At 73.0% G+C, this 18,195-nt stretch carries 16 protein-coding genes; 8 read left to right on the top strand and 8 right to left on the bottom strand.

Annotation, left to right across the window (positions count from 1 at the left end):
* The first annotated feature begins 9 nt into the window (after positions 1-9).
* Complete coding sequence (locus ACIQLL_RS02030) at positions 10-705, top strand: HAD hydrolase-like protein (RefSeq protein WP_402462541.1); 696 nt, start codon at positions 10-12, stop codon at positions 703-705.
* Between the two features lie 188 nt (positions 706-893).
* Here the strand turns inward: ACIQLL_RS02030 and ACIQLL_RS02035 are convergent, their stop codons facing one another.
* A complete protein-coding gene (locus ACIQLL_RS02035) occupies positions 894-3,461 on the bottom strand; it encodes an ATP-dependent Clp protease ATP-binding subunit (RefSeq protein ID WP_402462544.1) in 2,568 nt (855 codons plus the stop codon).
* Positions 3,462-3,669: 208 nt separating this feature from the next.
* Here ACIQLL_RS02035 and ACIQLL_RS02040 point away from each other — a divergent pair, with 208 nt between their 5' ends.
* Entirely contained in the window at positions 3,670-4,407 is a 738-nt protein-coding gene (locus ACIQLL_RS02040; protein ID WP_402462547.1) for a hypothetical protein, read from the top strand.
* A gap of 55 nt (positions 4,408-4,462) precedes the next feature.
* Positions 4,463-5,338, top strand: a complete 876-nt coding sequence (locus ACIQLL_RS02045) for a universal stress protein (RefSeq protein WP_402462550.1) — start codon at positions 4,463-4,465, stop codon at positions 5,336-5,338.
* Here the strand turns inward: ACIQLL_RS02045 and ACIQLL_RS02050 are convergent.
* Entirely contained in the window at positions 5,319-6,692 is a 1,374-nt protein-coding gene (locus ACIQLL_RS02050) for an oligosaccharide MFS transporter (protein ID WP_402462553.1), read from the bottom strand. The two genes, ACIQLL_RS02045 and ACIQLL_RS02050, sit on opposite strands and share 20 nt — an antisense overlap.
* The gene (locus tag ACIQLL_RS02055) at positions 6,689-7,735 is read right to left on the bottom strand and encodes a glycoside hydrolase family 43 protein (protein WP_402462556.1); all 1,047 of its coding nucleotides are present in this window, start codon (positions 7,733-7,735) and stop codon (positions 6,689-6,691) included. Before ACIQLL_RS02055 ends, ACIQLL_RS02050 begins: the two co-directional genes overlap by 4 nt.
* 243 nt (positions 7,736-7,978) lie before the next feature.
* Here ACIQLL_RS02055 and ACIQLL_RS02060 point away from each other — a divergent pair, with 243 nt between their 5' ends.
* Entirely contained in the window at positions 7,979-8,551 is a 573-nt protein-coding gene (locus ACIQLL_RS02060) for an alpha/beta hydrolase family protein (protein WP_402462559.1), read from the top strand.
* Between the two features lie 145 nt (positions 8,552-8,696).
* On the top strand, positions 8,697-9,527 hold the full coding sequence (locus ACIQLL_RS02065) for a hypothetical protein (protein WP_402462562.1): 831 nt from the start codon (positions 8,697-8,699) through the stop codon (positions 9,525-9,527).
* Between the two features lie 3 nt (positions 9,528-9,530).
* On the opposite strand, the gene def is transcribed toward ACIQLL_RS02065, so the two are convergent.
* The gene (gene def / locus ACIQLL_RS02070; RefSeq protein WP_402462565.1) at positions 9,531-10,217 is read right to left on the bottom strand and encodes a peptide deformylase; all 687 of its coding nucleotides are present in this window, start codon (positions 10,215-10,217) and stop codon (positions 9,531-9,533) included.
* A gap of 139 nt (positions 10,218-10,356) precedes the next feature.
* On the opposite strand from def, the gene ACIQLL_RS02075 reads away from it, so the two are divergent.
* The 3 genes from ACIQLL_RS02075 (at position 10,357) to ACIQLL_RS02085 (ending at position 13,636) form a co-directional block, all read left to right on the top strand.
* Positions 10,357-12,696: an arylsulfatase gene (locus ACIQLL_RS02075; protein WP_402462568.1), complete on the top strand. Its 2,340-nt coding sequence runs from the start codon at positions 10,357-10,359 to the stop codon at positions 12,694-12,696.
* Positions 12,697-12,861: 165 nt separating this feature from the next.
* Positions 12,862-13,320 carry a DUF6325 family protein gene (locus ACIQLL_RS02080; RefSeq protein ID WP_402462571.1) on the top strand — a complete coding sequence of 153 codons (459 nt, stop codon included), beginning with the start codon at positions 12,862-12,864 and terminating at the stop codon, positions 13,318-13,320.
* Positions 13,321-13,342: 22 nt separating this feature from the next.
* Positions 13,343-13,636 (top strand): SHOCT domain-containing protein, encoded by a 294-nt coding sequence (locus ACIQLL_RS02085; RefSeq protein ID WP_402462574.1) that lies wholly within the window; start codon positions 13,343-13,345, stop codon positions 13,634-13,636.
* Positions 13,637-13,664: 28 nt separating this feature from the next.
* Here ACIQLL_RS02085 and ACIQLL_RS02090 read toward each other — a convergent pair whose 3' ends face one another.
* The 4 genes from ACIQLL_RS02090 to ACIQLL_RS02105 all read right to left on the bottom strand — a co-directional run bounded on the left by ACIQLL_RS02090 (position 13,665) and on the right by ACIQLL_RS02105 (position 18,143).
* Positions 13,665-13,841 (bottom strand): hypothetical protein, encoded by a 177-nt coding sequence (locus tag ACIQLL_RS02090; RefSeq protein ID WP_402462577.1) that lies wholly within the window; start codon positions 13,839-13,841, stop codon positions 13,665-13,667.
* A gap of 42 nt (positions 13,842-13,883) precedes the next feature.
* Positions 13,884-14,333, bottom strand: coding sequence for a DUF6325 family protein (locus ACIQLL_RS02095; RefSeq protein WP_402462579.1), 450 nt, complete (start codon positions 14,331-14,333; stop codon positions 13,884-13,886).
* 121 nt (positions 14,334-14,454) lie between these two features.
* Positions 14,455-15,882 carry a DUF2252 domain-containing protein gene (locus ACIQLL_RS02100; protein ID WP_402462582.1) on the bottom strand — a complete coding sequence of 476 codons (1,428 nt, stop codon included), beginning with the start codon at positions 15,880-15,882 and terminating at the stop codon, positions 14,455-14,457.
* 95 nt (positions 15,883-15,977) lie between these two features.
* Entirely contained in the window at positions 15,978-18,143 is a 2,166-nt protein-coding gene (locus tag ACIQLL_RS02105; protein WP_402462585.1) for a helix-turn-helix transcriptional regulator, read from the bottom strand.
* Positions 18,144-18,195 lie beyond the last annotated feature (52 nt).

The raw sequence follows: 18,195 nt of genomic DNA on the forward strand, positions 1-18,195 counted from the left end.
GCTCCGGGAGTGACCACACCCCTCGTGCTGCTCGACCTCGACGGCACCCTCATGGACTCCGCACCCGGCATCACCTCCTCGGCGGCGCACGCCTTCCGCGCGCTGGGGCTCCCGGTGCCCGACGCCGCGACGCTGCGCTCGTTCGTCGGCCCGCCGATCACCGACTCCTTCCCTGCCCACGGCGTGCCGCGAGAGCGTGTCGGCGAGGCCGTCGCGGCCTACCGGTCCGCGTTCACCGCCGGCGGCATGTTCGACAACGCCGTGTTCGACGGCGTGCCCGAGGTGCTGCGCTCGTTGCGTGCGGCCGGGTGCACCCTCGCGGTGGCGACGTCCAAGCCCGAGATGTTCGCCCAGCCCATCTGCGACCGCTTCGGCCTGACCGGGCTGGTCGACGCCGTGCACGGCGCCCCGCCGGACGAGGCGCGCTCCACCAAGGCCGACGTCATCGCCGCGGCCCTCGACGGCCTCGGGCGCCGGCCCCCCGGGGATGCGTCCGGAGGCCTCACCGGGTGGCCCGTGCTGATGGTCGGGGACCGCGAGCACGACGTCCACGGCGCCGCCGAGCACGGCATCGACTGCCTCGGGGTCTCGTGGGGTTACGCGGCACCGGGCGAGCTCGAGACGGCGGGCGCCGTCGAGCTGGTCGACGCGGTCCCGGACCTCACCGACGCCGTCCTGCGTCGCCTCGGCCTCGTCCGGGCCTGAGCGTCCGCCTATCCGCGGAAGGTCGGCCTACGCCGCGGAAGGTTCGCCTACGCCGCGGGAGATTGGCCTACCCCGCGGAAGGTTCGCCTGCCCCGCGAAAGGTTCGCCTACCCCGCGGGCACGACGAAGGCCCCGGAGCTCTTGTGAGGAGAGCTCCGGGGCCTTCGTCGTGGCTCAGCGCGAGCGGGTCACTCCGCGCCGGCCTGCATCTGCCCGGTGGGGGGCAGGTCGCTCACCGAGACGCCGGTGGGCGCGTCGAGCGCGGCGGACGCCCCGACGGAGACGGGTCCCCGCTCGTGCTCGGACTTCGGCACCCCGCGGAAGGTGAACTCCCCGAGGATGCCCTCGCCCTCGCCGTCGACCAGGACCATCTGCCCCGGCGACAGCTCGCCGAACAGGATCTTCTCGGACAGCTGGTCCTCGATCTCCCGCTGGATGGCGCGCTTGAGCGGCCGGGCGCCCAGGACCGGGTCGTAGCCCTTCTCCGCCAGCAGGTGCTTCGCGGCGTCGGTGAGCTCGATGGCCATGTCCTTGTCGCGCAGGCGCTTGTCGAGCTTGGCGACCTCCAGGTCGACGATCTCGATGATCTCCTGCTGCGAGAGCTGCGGGAAGACCACCGTGTCGTCGACGCGGTTGAGGAACTCGGGCCGGAAGTGCTGCTTGAGCTCCTCGTTGACCTTCGCCTTCATCCGCTGGTAGTCGGTCACCAGGTCGCCGCCGGCGTTGAAGCCGGTCTGCACGCCCTTGGCGATGTCCCGCGTCCCGAGGTTCGTCGTCATGATGATGACGGTGTTCTTGAAGTCGACCACACGACCCTGGGAGTCGGTGAGGCGACCGTCCTCGAGCACCTGCAGCAGCGAGTTGAAGATGTCCGCGTGGGCCTTCTCCACCTCGTCGAACAGGACCACGGAGAACGGCTTGCGGCGCACCTTCTCGGTGAGCTGGCCGCCCTCGTCGTACCCGACGTAGCCGGGGGGCGAGCCGAACAGCCGCGAGACCGTGTGCTTCTCCGAGAACTCCGACATGTCGAGCTGGATGAGCGCGTCCTCGTCCCCGAAGAGGAACTCGGCGAGCGCCTTGGCCAGCTCGGTCTTCCCGACGCCCGTGGGGCCGGCGAAGATGAACGAGCCACCGGGACGCTTGGGGTCCTTGAGCCCGGCACGGGTACGGCGGATCGCCTGCGAGAGCGCCTTGATCGCGGCCTCCTGGCCGACGACGCGCTTGTGCAGCTCGTCCTCCATGTGCAGGAGCTTGCTGGACTCCTCCTCGGTGAGCTTGACGACCGGGATACCGGTGGACATCGCCAGGACCTCGGCGATCAGCTCGTCGTCGACCTCGGCGACCGTGTCCAGGTCGCCCGACTTCCAGGCCTTCTCCTTGTCGGCGCGCTTCTGCGTGAGCTGCTTCTCGGTGTCACGCAGGCCCGCGGCCTTCTCGAAGTCCTGCTCGTCGATCGCCGACTCCTTCTCGCGGCGTGCCTCGGCGATCTCCTCGTCGAGCTCCTTGAGCTCCGGCGGGGCCGTCATGCGGCGGATCCGCAGGCGGGCACCCGCCTCGTCGATGAGGTCGATCGCCTTGTCCGGCAGGTACCGGTCGTTGATGTACCGGTCGGCGAGCTGGGCGGCCGAGACCAGCGCGGAGTCCGTGATGGACACCCGGTGGTGCGCCTCGTAGCGGTCGCGCAGACCCTTGAGGATCTCGATGGCGTGCTCGAGCGAGGGCTCGTTGACCTGGATCGGCTGGAAGCGACGCTCCAGGGCCGGGTCCTTCTCGACGTGCTTGCGGTACTCGTCGAGCGTGGTGGCACCGATGGTCTGCAGCTCGCCGCGGGCCAGCATCGGCTTGAGGATGCTGGCGGCGTCGATCGCGCCCTCGGCGGCGCCCGCACCGACGAGCGTGTGGATCTCGTCGATGAACAGGATGATGTCGCCGCGGGTGCGGATCTCCTTGAGGACCTTCTTGAGGCGTTCCTCGAAGTCGCCGCGGTAGCGCGAACCGGCCACCAGGGCGCCCAGGTCCAGCGTGTAGAGCTGCTTGTCCTTGAGCGTCTCGGGGACGTCCCCGCGCACGATGTCCTGCGCGAGGCCCTCGACGACGGCCGTCTTGCCGACGCCGGGCTCGCCGATCAGCACGGGGTTGTTCTTGGTGCGGCGCGACAGCACCTGCATGACCCGCTCGACCTCGAGCTTGCGCCCGATGACCGGGTCCAGCTTGCCCTCGCGGGCGGCCTGCGTCAGGTTGCGGCCGAACTGGTCCAGCACGGCCGAGCCGGAGGGCTGCCCCTCCTGCGGACCGCCGGCGGCCACGGGCTCCTTGCCCTGGTAGCCGCTCAGCAGCTGGATGACCTGCTGGCGCACCTTGTTGAGGTCGGCGCCCATCTTGGTGAGCACCTGGGCGGCGACGCCCTCACCCTCGCGGATGAGACCGAGCAGGATGTGCTCGGTGCCGATGTAGTTGTGGCCGAGCTGCAGCGCCTCGCGCAGCGACAGCTCCAGCACCTTCTTGGCGCGCGGCGTGAACGGGATGTGCCCGCTCGGGGCCTGCTGGCCCTCGCCGATGATCTCGGTGACCTGCGCGCGCACGCCGTCGAGCGAGATGCCCAACGACTCCAGCGCCTTGGCCGCCACGCCCTCGCCCTCGTGGATGAGGCCGAGGAGGATGTGCTCGGTGCCGATGTAGTTGTGGTTGAGCATCCGCGCTTCTTCTTGCGCGAGGACGACCACCCGACGGGCTCGGTCCGTAAATCTCTCGAACATGTGCTGCTCCCTCACGAGCGGCGATTCCTGCACCCCGTCGGTATGACGGCGACAGCCTGACCGCTACGACTCTATGCGGTCTGAACCGTCGCAACGGCCTCCGCATGCCCTTGTTCGCCAGGGGCGTGACGGCGCGCCCCGTTGCCGTGGTCCCGTCCGGAGGGGCATTGTCGGTGCAAGAGGTCGCCGCTCGATCGGGAGGACTCCCATGGACGACGTCGGACGCAGCACCGGTCAGGGCGAGCCCGGGGACGGTGAGGCGGTCCCGCACGGCCCCACCGCGGCCGAGCGCCACGGGCTGCCCTCTCCCGAGCACGACGACCACGGCCGGACTCCCGGCGAGAGTGCGGCGAGCGCCGAGGTCGACCCCCGCCTGGCCCAGTTCTCCGGCCACGTGGGTGAGGTCCGGGACCCGCTGACGTGGGGCCTCGACCTGGAGGACGAGGCGTTGACGGGGTGCGACGACGAGGCGGACCCGACGTCGGACCGGTTCGTGCGCACTTATCGCACGTTCGCCGGCGAGGCGTTCGAGGTGGAGACGCTGCGCCGCCGGGTGGCGGACGACGCCGTCGAGGACGTCGTGCGCGCCGCCGCCAGCGGTGCGCTGGCCGCTCCGCTGCACGCCGACATCGCCGCGCCGGTCGAGCCGGACGCCGACTCGGTGCCCCGGCTCGGGAACGACTTCGCGGACGACTACGCCGACTACCGCAGCGCGATGCGGGCGATCGTGGCCGAGGTGGACGCCGTGCCGCTCGAGCAGGCCGAGCTCGCCGTCGACGGCGACGCCCGGGTCGCGACCCGGGTCCGGGTCCGCGAGGTCACGGCGGTCCACGTCGACACGGGCGGCCGCGGCCTGGTCGTGACCGGGCCCACCGACCTCGTCGAGCGCGTGGACGTCGTCACCCGCCCGATCCGGTCCCTGCTCCACCCGCCCGGCCGGCGCTGACCGGCGTGGCGCCGACCGCCCTGCCGGTGCCCGAGGTCGGGCCTATCCTGCGCTCATGGACGGCATCGTGGTCGGCGTCAACGGCACCGTCGAGTCGGACGAGGCCCTGGACTGGGCGCTGGGCGAGGCGCGGGCACGGGAGCTGCCCCTGACCGTTGTGCACGTCGCGCCCGAGCACGACGAGGCCGCGCTCGCCGCGGTGGCCGAGGAACGCCGCGCGGTCGCGTCGGACAGCATCGAGCGGGCCCGGGCGCGCCACGGCCGCATCGTCGAGGTGACCTCCGCCGTCGTGCCCGGTCCGGCGCCCGACGGGCTGCTGGCCCTCGAGGACGGCGCGCAGATGCTCGTGCTGGGCCGACGACGGCGCAGCCGGCTGGGCCGCCGGGTCCTCGGCTCGGTCTCGACGAACGTCGTGGAGAACGCGCGGGTCCCCGTGACGGTGGTCCGGCGCCCGCACGACGGGCAGGCGCCGGGCGGCCCGCCGCCGGACGCCGTGCAGGACGCACCGCGGATCGTGGTGGGTGTGGACACCTCGGTGCCGTCGGTGGCGGCGCTGCGCCACGCGGCGACGATCGCGGCCGGGTCGACGACGGCGGTGGTCGAGCCGGTCTTCGCGTGGCAGATCACCACGCTCGCCCCGCTCCCGGGCTCGTGGGGGTGGGCACCGCCGATCGACGACTACGAGCGCTTCGCCCGCGAGCGCCTCGCCGCCGCCGTGCAGGAGGCCGGCGTCGACCTGCCTGGCGACCGGGTGCGACCGCTGGTGGTGCACGGTGCGGCGGCCAAGGTCCTCATCGAACGCTCCGCGGGCGCCGACCGGCTGGTGGTCGGCGCCCGCGGGCTGGGTGGGTTCGACCGGCTGGTGCTGGGTTCGGTGAGCCGGCAGGTGCTCGACTACGCGAGCTGCCCGGTCACGGTGCTGACCGGGTGACGGCGGGGTCCGGACCGGGCGCGTCCGGAGCAGAGCCGTCCGGAGCGGCGGGCGCCGGGTCCTCGATGCCCCGGTCGTCACGCATGAGCAGCCCGGCCATGGCGGTGACGGCCAGGATCACGGCGCCCATGATCAGGTAGGAGTGGCTGAACCCGATCGCGTCGTAGGACATGCCGAACACCCAGGAGAAGACGACGACGCCGATCTGCTTGGCCGTGTTGAAGCCGATCATGTAGGCCGTGGCGGAGATCCTGACGTCGAACATCCGGGTGAGGTACTTCCACACCGACACGAGCATCAGCGGCATCTCGAGCGCGGCCAGGAGTCGCCACAGGACGAGCAGCTCGGTCGAGGTGAACAGCGCCGACCCGACCACGCGCACCATGAGCACGAGCGCGTAGAGCTGCAGCCCACGCTTCGCGCCGATCTTGTTGATGAGGAACGGCATGGCCACCATGACCAGCGCCTCGAGCAGGATCTGGACGAACACCACCCGCGAGAAGAACACCTGCGGGTCGCCGGCGCCGGAGAAGAAGTCGGCGAAGTAGATCGCGTACTGCTGGTCGAAGACGTCGTAGAGCGCGGCGGTCCCGAACATCAGCACCATGAAGCCGACGAACGACCGGTCGCGCAGCAGCCGCCGCACTGTCGCCGTCGTCACGCGGGGCCTGTCCGGGCCGGCGGGGTCGTCACCGACGGCGGCGTCGTACGCCGCGTCGCCGGGCCTCGGGGTGCGCAGCGTGAACAGCAGGACGCCCAGGACGAGCGCGGAGAAGGTCCCGACCCACCAGACGTTGTCGGGGTTCGCCGCCCAGATGAAGCCGCCGACGAGCGAGGCGGTCGCACCGGCGACGGACCCGAAGAGGCGGACGTGCCCGTACTCGAACCGGTGGGCGCGCGCGGCACGTTCGTTGAACGCCTCGACCACCCCGACGCCGGAGTTCAGCACCAGGGAGAGGTAGATCCCGCCGACGACGGCACCGAGGACCTGGTCGAGGTTCACGATCGGCACGAACACGAACGCGAAGAAGGGCCCCATGAAGGCACCGACGAGGACGACGACGGCGAACAGGTGCTTGCGGAACCCGAGCCGGTCCTGCACGAACCCGTAGAACGGCTGCAGGCACAGCGCTGTCAGCGCCATCACTGAGTTGAGCAGCCCGATGTTCCCGGACGTCATCCCCGCCTGCTCCTCGAGCCAGGGGCCGAGGAACGTGAAGACGAGCTGCCAGATGGCGAAGTAGAAGAAGAACAGCCCACCGACGTTCCAGAAGGCCGTCTGCTTCAGCGAGGCGACGGCGCCGGACCGGGCCGGTCCGGTCTGCTCCTGCCGTGCGGTCGTGGTGGTGCTCACAGGACCGCCTCCTCGACGGCGTCCGCCAGGCCGGAGGGCGGCAGCACCTCGGTCGACGTGGGGGTGGGCCGGGTGTCGGGGACCGGGGTGCCCCAGACGGGGTCGCCGGCGGCGTCGAACGGGAGCACCTGCGCCCGGGCGTGCCGGTTCGGGTCCCACAGCGGGTCGCCGACGATCTCCGTGTAGGTGCGTGCGTGGTACACCAGCACCGTGTCGCCCTCGGGGGTCTCGGTGAACGAGTTGTGCCCCGGGCCGTACTGGCGCACGGACGGGTCGGAGACGAAGACCGGGTCGGCGGACTTGGTCCACGACGCCGGGTCGAGCAGGTCGGCGGCGGCGTCGGCGGTGAGCAGGCCCATCGCGTAGTCGATGCCCGTGGCCGCCCCGGAGTAGGTGAGGAAGACCCGGCCGCCACGGACCAGGACCGACGGGCCCTCGTTGACCCAGAAGCCCCTGGTCTCCCAGTCGTGCTCGGGCCGGGTGAGCTCGACGGCGGGGCCGGCCAGGGTCCAGGGGTTCGCCATCGGCGCGATGTAGAGGTTGGAGTGCCCCCGCACGGCCAGGTCCTGCTGCGCCCAGACCAGGTACTGCTGACCGTCGAGGACGAACGTGGTGGCGTCGAGGGCGAACGACTCCCAGCCGGTGTCGACCTGACCGCGCTCGCGCCACGACCCGGCCAGCGGGTCCTCGTCCGTGCACTCCAGCACGAAGACGCGGTGGTTGAACGTCTCGTCGGCGCCGGGGGCGTCGGCCGTGCCGTGGTCGACCGGCGCGGCGGCGTAGTAGAGGTACCAGGCGCCGCCGACGCGGTGGATCTCGGGGGCCCAGATCAGGTGGGACTGGGGACCGGTGGCGTGGTGCGTCCAGACCGTCACCTCCTCGGCCTGCTGGAGGTCGGCGAGCCGCGCGGCACGGCGCAGCACGATCCGGTCGTAGGCCGGGTACGACCCGGTGAAGTAGTACTGGCCGTCGTGGCGCAGCACGTGCGGGTCCGCGCGCTGCAGGACGATCGGGTTCGGCGCCACCTGAGCGTGGTCCGTCATCGGTGCTCCTCGGGTTTGCTGGCACAGGTGCGCCCGTCCGTCCGGCCGCGCCCGTCGACTCAGGGTAAACGATGTAATCACGTCCTCGGGCATCCGGCCCCGCCGCCCGGAAAACGCTGACCAGGCCCGACGGCACCGGTGACCAACCTCACCGGACGCCGGCGTCCGGCCACCCGCGCCCGCCGCTCCCCGCAGGCCGCCCCTCGCCGGACGAGCTACGCCGTCGTGCACGACACTGGGCGCATGCCCACCACTCCTGCCGGCCTGCTGCTCACCCCCGGCGCCGGGGCCGACCGCGACCACCGCACCCTGAAGGCCGTCGAGGAACGGCTCCGCCTGGCCGAGCCGCCCGTCCCCGTGGAACGCGTCGACTTCCCCTACCGCCAGGCGGGCAAGAAGATCCCCGACCGCGCGCCCGTGGCGGTCGCGTACGTGCGCCAGCAGGCGGAACAGCTCGCCGACCGGCTCGGCGTCGGCACCGAGCGCCTCCTGCTCGGCGGCCGTTCCTACGGCGGGCGCATGTGCTCGATGGCAGTGGCCGACGGTCTGCCCGCGGCCGGGCTGGTGCTGCTCAGCTACCCCCTGCACCCCCCGGGCAAGCCGGAGAAGCTCCGCACGGAGCACCTCCCCGACCTCGACCTCCCGGTGCTGTTCGTCTCCGGCGCCCGCGACCCCTTCGGCACCCCCGACGAGCTGGCCGCGCACACCGCGGCGATCCCCGGCCCCGTCACCCGCATCACGCTGCCCGGGACCCACGAGGTCAAGGACGACGACGCCGTGGCCGCGGCCGTCGCCGACTGGGTCGCCGCGCTCTGAGCCGGCGTCCGGCGCCACGTCCGCGGGGGGCGGCGCCGCAACGGGTGATCCCGACCGGACGAGGTGCCGCCGTCGGGCCCGGGTCGCCTAGCATGTGGTCCGACCGGCCGGACCCGGCCGGCACCTCCGCGTCGGAAGGCCCTGCGTGCCCGTCCCCCACCGTGCCGCCCGAGCCCTGCTGGCCGGCGTCCTGGGATGCGGCACCCTCGTGTGCGGCGCCGGCGCCGCCGTCGCGGACGACGACGACCTGACCGTCACCTCCGACGGCGTCTCCTACTCCGGGCGGGACGACGACCGGGACCGGTGGGACCGGGTCGGCTACTCGATCCGCAGCCTCGAGGGCTGGCAGTTCGAGTGGCTCACCGAGCCGATGGGGCGGGGCCGTGCCGGCCACGTGAGCTTCACCGAGGCGACCGCCGTCATGCCCGACGGGTACTGCGTGGTGTACGTGACCGTGCCGGGTGTCGGCGACTGGTCCGCGGAGGGCGCCGGGCCGCAGTGCACCGGTTCCCCCTCCGACGGCGCGACGCCGTCCCCCGACGACACCGCCGCGAGCAGCCCGACGCCGTCAGCCGACCCGACACCGCACCGCACGCGCCGCCCGAGCCCGTCACCGAGCGCCACGGCCTCCGCCACGCCCGAACCGGCCGAGACCGCCGCCGCGGAGCCCACGCCGACCCCGACGCCGTCCGCGTCCCCCTCGCCGTCACCCTCGGCGTCGCCGTCCCCGTCGCCCTCGCCGTCGGCCACGCCGTCGCCGAAGGCCTCCCCCACGCCGCCGCGGACGGCCGCGGCCGGCAGCGGCGACGAGGATGCCGTCGGCGCGGCCCCGGTCTCCCTCGACGACACCGGAGGCAGCCCGCAGGACGCGATCTTCCACGGCGACACCTGGGCGGCCGTCGGGCTCGTGCTCGCGGCGGCCGGACTCACCGCCGGCGGTGTCGTCGCCTGGCGGGCACGCCGCCCGGTGGGCTGAGCCTCAACGGCCGCCCGCGGGGCGTTCCGGGTAGTCGGCCGGCTTCTTGTCCAGCTCGATAGCGATCTCGCGTCGCTCGGCCAGCACACCCGCACGCTCCTCGTCGCGCTGGCGCAGGGCGTCCCGCTGGTCCTCGGCCGACAGGTGGTCCCAGTACAGCGTGCCGTCCAGGTGCTGGCTCTCGTGGGTCAGGGCCCGGGCGAAGTAGCCCTGCGCCTCGAGCTGCACCGGTCCGCCGTGCTGGTCCACGCCCCGGACCGTCACGGCCGTGCGGCGGGCGAGCGGGACGTACGCGCCGGGGACGGACAGACAGCCCTCCTCGTCGGTGACCGCCTCGCTGGACTCGTCGATCGTCAGGACAGGGTTGACCACGTGACCCACGTGCCGGTCGCCGCGCTCGTCGGTGACGTCGTAGACGAACACCCGCAGGTCCACGCCGATCTGCGGCGCGGCGAGACCCACCCCCTGGGCCACCTCCATGGTGGCGAACAGGTCGTCCACCAGACGGGTCAGCTCCGGCGTCGAGAACCGCTCGACGGCGCGCGCCGGCGTGTGCAGGACGGGCTCGCCGATCTCCGTGATGCGCCGGACGCGGCCGCGCCGCGCCTCCGGCACCTGGGCCGGGTACGGGTCCGCCACCTCGCCGAGGAGGTACGTCGTGGGGCGCCGGCGGCCGAAGGTCCAACCCATGCTCCCGAGGGTACCCGGGCGGGCGTTCATCCCATGGGGGCGATGTGCGCACCCCGGGACGCCTCCACGATGGCCGGGTCCGCCGTCGACCCCCTCAGGAGGAACCATGGCCGAGGCCCCGGACCGGCACGCTCGAGCGATGCTCCCGATCCCCGACCGGGTCGCGCCCGGCCTGACCACCTACGACGCCAAGGACCCCGACACCTCGTACCCGCCGATCCGGGCCCTGCTCCCGCCGTCCGGAGCCCCCAACGTCCTGGTCGTCCTGCTCGACGACGTCGGCTTCGGCGCCCCGAGCGCGTTCGGAGGGCCGTGCCACACCCCGACCGCCGAACGGCTGGCCTCGGGTGGGCTGCGGTACAACCGGTTCCACACGACCGCGCTCTGCGCCCCCACGCGCCAGGCGCTGCTCACCGGCCGCAACCACCACTCGGTCGGGATGGGGAGCATCACCGAGACCGCGACGTCGGCCCCCGGGAACAACGCGCTGCGGCCCAACACCAAGGCCCCGCTGCCGCTGACCCTGCGGCTCAACGGCTACTCGACCGCCCAGTTCGGCAAGTGCCACGAGGTCCCTCCGTGGCAGGCCTCACCGCTCGGCCCGTTCGACGCGTGGCCGTCGGCGGGCGGCGGCTTCGAGAAGTTCTACGGGTTCATCGGCGGCGAGAACAACCAGTGGGACCCGGCGCTGTACGACGGGACCACGCCCATCGACCCGCCGGCGACCCCGGAGGAGGGTTACCACCTCACCGAGGACCTCGTGGACCACACGATCGGCTGGATCCGCCAGCAGAAGGCGTTGATGCCCGATCGGCCGTTCTTCGTCTACCTCGCCCCGGGCGCCACCCACGCACCGCACCACGTCCCCCGCGAGTGGGCCGACAAGTACGCGGGAGCCTTCGACGACGGCTGGGACGTCCAGCGGGAGCGCACCTTCGCCCGGCAGAAGGAGCTCGGGATCATCCCTGCCGACGCCGGGCTGACGGCTCGCCACGAGGAGATCACCGCCTGGGACGACATGCCGGACGACCTCAGACCGGTGCTCGCGCGGGAGATGGAGGTCTACGCCGGCTTCCTGGAGCACACCGACCACCACGTGGGCCGGGTCGTGGACGCGATCGAGGACCTCGGCATCCTCGAGGACACCCTGATCTTCTACATCACGGGCGACAACGGCGCCTCCGCCGAGGGCACGATGAACGGCGCCTTCAACGAGATGGCCAACTTCAACGGCATGGCCGCGCTCGAGACCGCGGAGTTCCTGCGCTCCAAGATGGACGAGTTCGGCTCCCCCACGTCCTACAACCACTACTCGGTGGGCTGGGCGTGGGCGATGAACACCCCGTTCCAGTGGACCAAGCAGGTCGCCTCGCACTGGGGCGGCACCCGCAACGGCACGATCGTGCACTGGCCCCGCACCATCACCGAGCGCGGTGGGCTCCGAGAGCAGTTCACCCACGTCATCGACGTGGCACCCACCATCCTCGAGGCCGTCGGGCTCCCCGAGCCGACGATGGTCAACGGCGTGCTCCAGTCCCCGATGGAGGGCACGAGCATGCTGTACACCTTCGACGAGACCGAGGCACCCGAGCGCCACGACCTGCAGTACTTCGAGATGTTCGGGAACCGGGGCGTCTACCACAAGGGGTGGAGCGCCGTCACCAAGCACAAGACCCCGTGGGACCTGCTCGGCGGAGCGCTCCCCGCCTTCGACGACGACGTCTGGGAGCTCTACGACGGGTCGGACGACTACAGCCAGGCCCACGACCTCGCGGCGCAGCATCCCGACCGGCTGCGTCAGCTCCAGCGGCTGTGGTTGATCGAGGCCGCCAAGTACAACGTGCTGCCGATGGACGACCGCAGCGGCGAGCGTCTCGACCCCGAGCAGGCGGGACGACCCGTCCTCGTCCGGGGCAGCTCGCAGCTGTTCTTCCCGGGGATGGGCAGGCTGTCCGAGAACAGCGTCCTGAACATCAAGAACAAGTCCTTCTCCGTCACCGCCGAGGTGGAGGTGCCGCGGGCCGGCCTCGAGGGCGTCGTCATCGCCCAGGGCGGCGGCTTCGGGGGCTGGGCCGTGTACGCCAAGGACGGCGTGCTGACGTTCGCCTACAACGTGCTCGGGATCCGGGAGTTCGTCGTCAAGGCCGACGGGCCGGTCCCGAGCGGCACCCACCAGGTCCGCATGGAGTTCGCCTACGACGGCGGCGGGCTCGGCAAGGGCGGGACGGTCACGCTGTACCTCGACGGCACCCCCGGCGGCTCCGGCCGCGTCGACGCCACCCAGCCGATGGTCTTCTCCGCGGACGAGACCACCGACATCGGCTACGAGTCCGGCACGACGGTGTCCTCCGAGTACGACACGAGGAGCAGCCGGTGCACGGGGAAGATCCGCTGGGTCCAGCTCGACACCGGGACCGACGACCACGACCACTTCATCGAGCCGGCGGAGCGGCTGCGGGTGGCGATGTCCCGGCAGTAGCCACGTGGTGGCGCCGGGGCCCCCGACCCTTCGTGCCATCAGGGTGATGCGGCGCCACGGACGCGGCGGGATCGTGGCCGGGCGGCCTCGGTCGAGCGAGGTCGTCCGCGACGAGGCACAGGAGGTTTCGCAGATGACCGGCGACACGCACCGGAGGAGCTGGACATGAGTGACCTGCAGGAGGCATCCGCCGGCGACGACGTGACGATGGGCCCGATCGACTACCTCGTCGTCGAGTTCCCCGGCAACCGGATGACCGGTGAGGGCTGGCCGCTCCTCGTCGACCTCGTCGACCGCAGGATCATCCGGGTCCTCGACCTGGCGTTCCTCCGCAAGGACGAGGACGGCTCGGTGACCGGGATCAGCCTGCAGGACCTCGGTGAGGACGGGGCCGAGCTCACCGTCTTCGAGGGCGCCAGGTCCGGCCTGCTCGACGACGACGACCTGGCCGAGGCCGCCGCGGCCGTCGAGCCGGGCTGCTCGGCCGGTGTGCTCCTGTACGAGAACACCTGGGCGGCGCCCTTCGCCGCGGCGATGCGCCGCAGCGGGGCGGAGCTGGTCGCCTTCGGCCGCATCCCCATCAACGCGCTCCTCGCCGCCCTGGACACCGAGGACGACGAGTAGGACGACCCTGAGGAGGACCACCATGCCAGGACTGCTCCGCGGAGTGGCACGGACGGCGGCCATCGCCGGAACCGCCACCGCCGTGTCCAACCGGGTGTCCCGCCGGCAGGCCAACCGGTGGGCCGGACAGGCGGCGGCCGAGCAGCCGCCCCCGCAGTACTACGCCCCACCGCCACCGGCACCGGCCCCCGCAGCCCCCGCGGCTCCTGCCGACGACGTCCTCGCGAGGCTCGAGCGGCTCGGTCAGCTGCGGGATTCCGGCGTCCTGACCGACGCGGAGTTCGCCGCGCAGAAGGCCAGGATCCTCGCCGGCTGACGCGGGCCACGGGTCGCCGGCGGGTGCGTCAGGGCTTCCGGTCGGGCCGCTCGGCCCGGCGGCCCGACCGGTCCGGCCCGTCCGACCGGTCCGGCCCGTCCGGCTCCGGCCGCTCCTGGCGGCGGTCGTGCCGGCGTTCCACGCCGTGCGCGACGGCCGCCACGGTGCCCACCGTGACGGCGGACCGGACCACGGGTGCGCGCACGACGCCGCGCCTGGCGGATCGAGCAGGGCGCAGCGGCATCCGTCATCCCTCCTGCGGTTCCGCGTCCAGCGACGCGGCGATGTCCTGGAACGGGATCCGACCGGTGGCGATGACCTGGCCGCCGGCCCGGCGGGCCGCCGACGCCAACGGCGCGGCCCACAGGTTCTCCCACACCACGACCCCCGCCACGCTGCCCGGCTCCATCGCCGCGGCCAGGTGCTCGACGTCCTCGGCCGCCAGGACCTCGGCGACCTCGGCCTCCAGCCCCCGGGTGCCGTCCACCTCGAAGTCGTCGATCTCGAAGCCCTCCACCGAGCCGTCGTCCGCCTTCTGCAGGACCAGCAGGTCGAGGACACGGACGATCCCCTCGTCCGCGAGCCTGCTCAGCTCCGAGGCCGTCTCGCCGTCGAACGTGCTGCGCCCCGCGGGGAACTCGACGAGGAGGAAGTCGACAGGGCCCATCTCGTCGATCTCGCCGGTCGTCTGGCCCATGTCTGCTCCTGGTCGCTGGTGCGGGTCGGCTTCCTCCCAGCGTGCGCCCCGCGTGCCGGGCGGCGCGTCACCCCGATCGGCCGATACCTGCGGGCCCGCGCACCCGGCCGGCACGGGTCGCTCAGCCGTCGGCAGCGGTCACGCGACCGTGGGACGCCGCCTCCTGCAGGAGGTGGAAGTCCGCCTCGTTCTGGTCCGCGTACCCGGTGGCGAAGTCGGCCAGGGCGCGGTCGAAACGGTCGCTCGACCCCAGGTAGCCCGTGATCGCCGGCGCGTCCCCGGAACGGGCATGGGCCCGGGCCAGCGTCCAGCCGCAGATCTCGGCGTAGACGCCGAACCCGCTGCGGTCCATCTTCTCCAGGTCGGCCGAGACCTTGCCGTCCCACATCTGCCGGACGTAGAAGTCGTGGGGCTCGCCGTCCAGGCCGGTGGCCCGGTTCCAGCCGAGGAGGACGTCCGACGCCTCCTGGATGAGCCGCTGGCCCTCGACGACCCGGCGCCCGTCGTTGTCGTAGACGCTCGCCCCGAGGAAGGGCTCCAGCACGGACGGTCCCGCCTCCTTGATCTGGAGCACCAGGTCGTCCATCGCGTCCTGCCTGCCGACGAGCAGCAGGATCCAGCACCGCGTCCCGACGCTGCCGACGCCGACCACCTTGCGCGCCACTCCGGCGATGCGGTACGCGGACAGCAGGTACCGCTTGTCGTCCGACAGGGTGGCGAGGTAGCGCTCGTAGGCGCCGACGATCGTCTCCCGCCCCCGGGCGAGGCCCGGACCGTCCAGGAGATCCTCGAGCGGGACCACGAGCGGGGGGTCGCTGAGCGGGCGCAGCCGACCGTCCGGTCCCGTCTCGGTGTACCGGGAGAACGCGCGGGCACCGGTCTTGCGCCGGGCCTTGCGCAGGGTCTTGTGGAACCGTGCCAGGGTGTCCCCGCCCGCCGCCCGGCCCCAGCGACGCTCCAGCTCTGCCGCGTCGAGCCGCGCGTACCAGAGGTCGAGGCGCGGCATCCGGGCGAAGTCGGCGATGCTGGTGCGGTAGCTGCGGGCCGCCGACCGCGCCAGGTCCGCGTCGGTGCCCGGTGCGAGGCCCCGGTCACGGGCGGCCACGGCGAAGCTCGCGACGAGACGCTTGACGTCCCACTCGAACGGACCGGGCAGCGTCTCGTCGAAGTCGTTGATGTCGAAGACGATGTTCCGGTCCGGCGCCGCGAAACCGCCGAAGTTGGCCAGGTGCGCGTCCCCGCAGAGCTGCACGGTCAGCCCGGTGGGAGGGACCGTGGCCAGGTCCGCGGCCATGACCGCGGCCGCACCCCGGAAGAAGGCGAACGCGGACCGCAGCATCCGTCCGTACCGGATCGGGACGAGCTCTTGGACACGGTCCGCGGCCTGCCGGTCGAGGATCTCCACCGGGTCCCGGTCCGCGGCGTCCCTCGTCCGCCAGCCGGCGTGCGTGCTGCGGGGGACCCGGGCCCGGACGTCGCGCCCCCGGGCGTGCGCGGCTCGCCAGCCGTCGTCCTCACCCGGGTCGCCCGGAGTCCCGTCCCGTGCCATGCCCTCCAGTAGCGGCCTGCCGGCCCCCGGCGTCATCACCCCGCCGGGGTGAACTCCGGCACGGCGCGCGCAGGGACGGGATCCGACGGCGGCCGTCAGCCGGGCGGCAGCAGGCCGGCCCGCCGCGCCCGCTCGATCGCCTCGCTGCGCGTGTGCACGCCCAGCTTGCGGTAGACGGACATGGCCTGGGTCTTCACCGTGTGCCGGGAGACCACCAGCTCCGCCGCGATCTGCGGGAAGGACAGGTGGGTCGGCAGGTACTGCAGCACGCGCACCTCGGCGCTGGTCAGCGACGACGCCCCGGACACGTGGGTCGCGACCCGGGAGAGCAGGTCCTCCGTCTCGGCCTGCATGCGGTCGATCACCGACGAGGCCGTCGCCGGCGTCCGGGCGTCACCGGCCTCCTCCAGGAGCACGCGCGCCCGTTGCGGGTCGCCGAGGGTCAGGTTGACCCGGGCCAGGGTGAGCCTGCCGACGACGGCCTGGCAGGGGGCCGTGTCGCCCAGGAGGGCGAGGTGACGCAGGGCGCGCGCCGCCTCCCGGCGGGCGTCGGCGTAGCGACCCTCGGCGACGTACCCGGCGGTCGACGTCACGAAGACCGGCGCGGCCGTCACCACGCTGTCGAGCCGGTAGGTGGAGACGATCTCTCGCAGCTCCCGGACGTAGGAGAGCGCCCGGTGCTGGTCGCCCCGCTGCAGGGCGTCGTCGGCGAGGCCGGTCAGGCACAGCGCCCGCACCACGGGGTCGTCGAGGGCCTCGGCCCGTCGCCGTCCGGCGTCGAAGGACGTCACGCCGTCCTGCGACCGGCCGCGCAGGACGAGCGCCAGGCCGAGGTGGTAGCAGGCCAGGGCCTGCCACCGGTCGTCCGTCGCGGTGGTGGCGAGGAACGACCGTGCGACGGCCTCCACGCCCTCGAGACCGTCGCCCCCGATCGTGGCCCGCAGGAGGTCCGCGTGCGGGCGCAGTGCCGCGTTCCGGTCGGCGGCCTCCGAGGCCGCGAGCGCCAGCCGGTTCGCCGTCGTGCCGTCCCCGGACTGGATCGCGGCCCACGCCGCGCTCAGCGCGAGCCCGCAGCTGCCGCGCAGACGCTCCTCGTCGAGGCCCGCCAGCCACCGCGCCACGACGGCCCTGCGTCCGTGGCCGAGCTCCGCGACGACGTGCGGCCACACGAGATCGCCCAGCCGGTCGTCGTCGCCCGCGAGCTTGGCGTGGAGGACCGCGCCGTCGAGGTCGCCCCGCCGCTCCTCCACGAGGCTGGCCGCACGGTGCGCCGCCCGCCAGCCGGCCGGGTCGCGCTCCCGCAGGTCGTCGCCGAGGAACTGGGCGAGCAACCGGTGCATGCGGAACCGGCGCCGGCTCAGGTCCTGCGGGGCGAGGAGATGGTTGCCCGACACGAGTCTCCGCAGGCGGCCCAGGGACTCCTGCTCCCCCGTCAACGCGTCGCATCCCTCGGCGTCGAGGGACGACAGCACGGAGACCCGTCGGAGGAACCTCGCGTCGTCCGGGGACATCCGCCCGAGGATCTCCGTGCGCAGGTATTCCTCGAGGCCGGCCCCACCGGTGGCGTCCGGCATGCCCGTACGGCCGGTCAGGACGGCCAGACCTCCGAGGTAGACGGCCACGGCCCACCCCTCGGTGGTGCGGGCCAGCCGATCGAGCTGGTCGCGCGGCAACCGCACCCCGAGGAGCTCCATCAGCCGTGCGGTCTCCTCGTCGTCGAACGCCAGGACCTCCGGGCCGACGAACCGCACCTGGCCCCGTGCGTGCAGGCGCCAGAGGGTGGTCGGGACGGCTTCCCGCGTGCCGATGGCGAGCGTGGAGCCGTCCGGGAGAGAGGTGGCCAGCGACTCCACGAGACACTCCCACGGGCTGCCGGACAGGGATCCCGCGTCGTCGATGACGACGACGAGAGGCTCGGTCGCCGACGACACCGTCGCCTCGACGACGGGCAGGGTGTGCAGGTGCCACCCGACGGTGTCGACCTGCCCCGGCAGCGGCTCCGACCGTCGGCACAGCCCGGCGTCGTCCAACGCTGCGAGGAGCGTCTGGGCGAGCCAGTGGGGGTCGGCCGCGGCGCGACGCACCCCGAGCCAGACCACGGGGCGGGCCTCGCGGGCCGCCCACTGCGCGAGCGCCGTCGTCTTGCCGTAACCACCCGGGGCCTGCAGGCACAGCACGGCGGCCGGTCCCGTGCCGTCGAGGGCCGCCAGCACGCGAGGGCGGTCCAGCAGACCCCGGGTGGCCGGAGGAGGTGGCAGCATGCGTCCGGTGCGAGGAGCCGCTTCGACCACGTGGCACTCCCTTCGCCACCGA

Source organism: Isoptericola aurantiacus (assembly GCF_044769875.1).
Classification (GTDB): Bacteria; Actinomycetota; Actinomycetes; order Actinomycetales; family Cellulomonadaceae; genus Isoptericola; species Isoptericola aurantiacus.

Excerpts from the sequence above, each read along its gene's own strand:
- ACIQLL_RS02035 (WP_402462544.1), bottom strand. The coding sequence starts at position 3,461 with ATGTTCGAGAGATTTACGGACCGAGCCCGTCGGGTGGTCGTCCTCGCG.
- ACIQLL_RS02040 (WP_402462547.1), top strand. The coding sequence starts at position 3,670 with ATGGACGACGTCGGACGCAGCACCGGTCAGGGCGAGCCCGGGGACGGT.
- ACIQLL_RS02045 (WP_402462550.1), top strand. The coding sequence starts at position 4,463 with ATGGACGGCATCGTGGTCGGCGTCAACGGCACCGTCGAGTCGGACGAG.
- ACIQLL_RS02055 (WP_402462556.1), bottom strand. The coding sequence starts at position 7,735 with ATGACGGACCACGCTCAGGTGGCGCCGAACCCGATCGTCCTGCAGCGC.
- ACIQLL_RS02060 (WP_402462559.1), top strand. The coding sequence starts at position 7,979 with ATGCCCACCACTCCTGCCGGCCTGCTGCTCACCCCCGGCGCCGGGGCC.
- def (WP_402462565.1), bottom strand. The coding sequence starts at position 10,217 with ATGGGTTGGACCTTCGGCCGCCGGCGCCCCACGACGTACCTCCTCGGC.
- ACIQLL_RS02075 (WP_402462568.1), top strand. The coding sequence starts at position 10,357 with ATGCTCCCGATCCCCGACCGGGTCGCGCCCGGCCTGACCACCTACGAC.
- ACIQLL_RS02080 (WP_402462571.1), top strand. The coding sequence starts at position 12,862 with ATGAGTGACCTGCAGGAGGCATCCGCCGGCGACGACGTGACGATGGGC.
- ACIQLL_RS02085 (WP_402462574.1), top strand. The coding sequence starts at position 13,343 with ATGCCAGGACTGCTCCGCGGAGTGGCACGGACGGCGGCCATCGCCGGA.
- ACIQLL_RS02095 (WP_402462579.1), bottom strand. The coding sequence starts at position 14,333 with ATGGGCCAGACGACCGGCGAGATCGACGAGATGGGCCCTGTCGACTTC.
- ACIQLL_RS02100 (WP_402462582.1), bottom strand. The coding sequence starts at position 15,882 with ATGGCACGGGACGGGACTCCGGGCGACCCGGGTGAGGACGACGGCTGG.
- ACIQLL_RS02105 (WP_402462585.1), bottom strand. The coding sequence starts at position 18,143 with ATGCTGCCACCTCCTCCGGCCACCCGGGGTCTGCTGGACCGCCCTCGC.